The following is a 1,949-nucleotide window of genomic DNA, read 5'->3' as shown; positions in this document are numbered from 1 at the left end:
AGCCCCGTGCGCGTGCCGTTCGCGAGCGAGATGACGAGCGCGCCATCCGCCACGGCGTACCCGGTGGCATCGGCGTGGGATCCCTCGGTGAGCGGCGCGGCGCGGTCGAGGAGCTCGCGTCCGGCGGCGATCACGGCTGCACCGCGTGCGGCGTTGTAGCCCTCGCCGGGGGCGAGCTCGCCGGTTCGGTCGATCGCATCGGTGCCGTAGAGGGCGTCGTAGAGCGAGCCCCAGCGGGCGTTCACCGCGTTGAGGGCGAAGCGGGCGTTGAGCAGGGGCACCACGAGCTGGGGGCCCGCGAGCGTCGCGATCTCGGGGTCGACGTTCTCGGTGGTCACCGCAAAGGCGCCGGGCTCGGGGACCAGGTAGCCGATCTCCTCCAGGAGGGCGCGGTAGGCGGTCGGATCCGGGACCCCCGGGTGGGAGCGGTGCCACGCATCGATCTGCTCCTGCAGGCGGTCGCGCACGGCGAGCAGCCCGGCGTTCCTCGGAGCCAGGTCGTGGATGATGGCGTCGACGCCTCGCCAGAACGCGTCGATGTCCAGTCCGTGCTCGGCGGCGGCGGACTCGGCGAAGTCGATGATGGGCTGGGCGACCGAAAGGTCGGCACGGGTGAGGTATGCGCTCATGATCAGGCCTCGATCCGGTCGGCGCCGAGCAGTTCGAGCACCTCGAGGGCGACCTCGCGATCCGTCGCGGGCGGCCCGCCGGCGATGCCGAGGCCCCCGACGTGCACGCCGTCGAAGAGGATTGGCAGGCCGCCGTCGATGCGGGTGAGCGTGCCGCCGGTTCCGAGGGGCAGCGCGGTGGCGAGCGGCTCCGGGATCGCTCCCGTCGGCTTGCCGGTGGATGCCGAGGTCCTGGCCTTGCGGGTGCTCGTCTCGGCGCTGTGCGGGGTCGAGCCGTCGGAGACGCCGTAGGCGACGAGCGTCATCGACGGGTCGGCGACCGCGGCGACCGGGCGGATCCCGTGCCGCGGCCCCACCTCCATCGCCAGTTCCACCGCGCGTGCGGCCGTGTCGTAGGAGATCTTCGCGACTGAGATGTACTTCATATCCTCTGGTCCTGACGGGCCGGCACCGTGCGCACCGGCGGCAGGATCCACACTACGAGTTCTTCGACGATGCGGAATGGTTATTCCGTATGATGGAATGCGTGAAGGATATACGAGCGGAGCGGGACGCGGAGTCGAGGGTGCCGGAGGTGCGCACGGCGCCGGAGACGCCCGGGACCGGAGGCGCGGAGGATCGGCCGTATCCGGCTCAGCGGAGTGCCATGTCCGATGCCGACGCGGATCCCGGCCGGAATGCCGGCGGCACCGGGAGAGAGGCCGCGGGCGGCGTGCAGTCGGTGGAGCGCGCGTTCCGGGTGCTCGAGATCCTCGCCGATGCCCGCGGCGAGGTCCCGCTCGCGGAGATCGCCCGATCCGCGGGGCTGGCCCAGCCGACCGCCCACCGGCTGCTGCAGACGATGCTGCGACTCGGGTACGTGCGGCAGCTGGACTCCCGGGGGTACGCACTGGGACCGGGCCTGATCCACCTGGGAAGCCGCGCCACCCCGCCGCTGGTGCAGCGCGCCCAGCCCGTGATGGTCGAGCTGGAGGAGGTCGCGCGCGAGACCGTGAACCTCGCCGTGCTCGACGGGGATCACGTGGCCTACGTCGGGCAGGTGCCGTCGCGGCACCAGATGCGGATGTTCACGGAGGTCGGCCGCCGGGTGCTACCGCACTCCGCCGGGGTGGGCAAGGCCATTCTCTCGACGCTGCCCGAGGTTCGCGTGCGCGAGATCATCGCCGGGACGGGCATGCCCCGCTTCACTCCGACGACCATCACCGAGCCCGAGGCGCTGCTCGCGGATCTGCGCGAGGCGCGCCGCCGAGGCTTCGCCGTCGACGACGGCGAGCGGGAGGTCGGCGTGCGCTGCGTCGCCGTGCCGGTGCCGGGATCCTC

At 72.4% G+C, this 1,949-nt stretch carries 2 protein-coding genes and 1 pseudogene; 1 reads left to right on the top strand and 2 read right to left on the bottom strand.

Annotated features, from left to right (window positions below):
* A pseudogene (locus ACFPZL_RS12690) lies at positions 1 to 629 on the bottom strand (malate synthase G); the annotation flags it as partial.
* Between the two features lie 2 nt (positions 630 to 631).
* A complete protein-coding gene (locus ACFPZL_RS12685) occupies positions 632 to 1,054 on the bottom strand; it encodes a GlcG/HbpS family heme-binding protein (protein WP_218116393.1) in 423 nt (140 codons plus the stop codon).
* A gap of 101 nt (positions 1,055 to 1,155) precedes the next feature.
* Between ACFPZL_RS12685 and ACFPZL_RS12680 the strand changes: the two genes are divergently transcribed.
* The coding region (locus ACFPZL_RS12680) for an IclR family transcriptional regulator (RefSeq protein WP_382335711.1) at positions 1,156 to 1,949 on the top strand (794 nt) is incomplete at its 3' end.

It is taken from the genome of Leucobacter soli (assembly GCF_042659205.1).
Classification (GTDB): Bacteria; Actinomycetota; Actinomycetes; order Actinomycetales; family Microbacteriaceae; genus Leucobacter; species Leucobacter soli.
The sequence above is the reverse complement of the archived record's forward strand: the minus strand, read 5'-3'. Positions and strand labels throughout refer to the sequence as shown.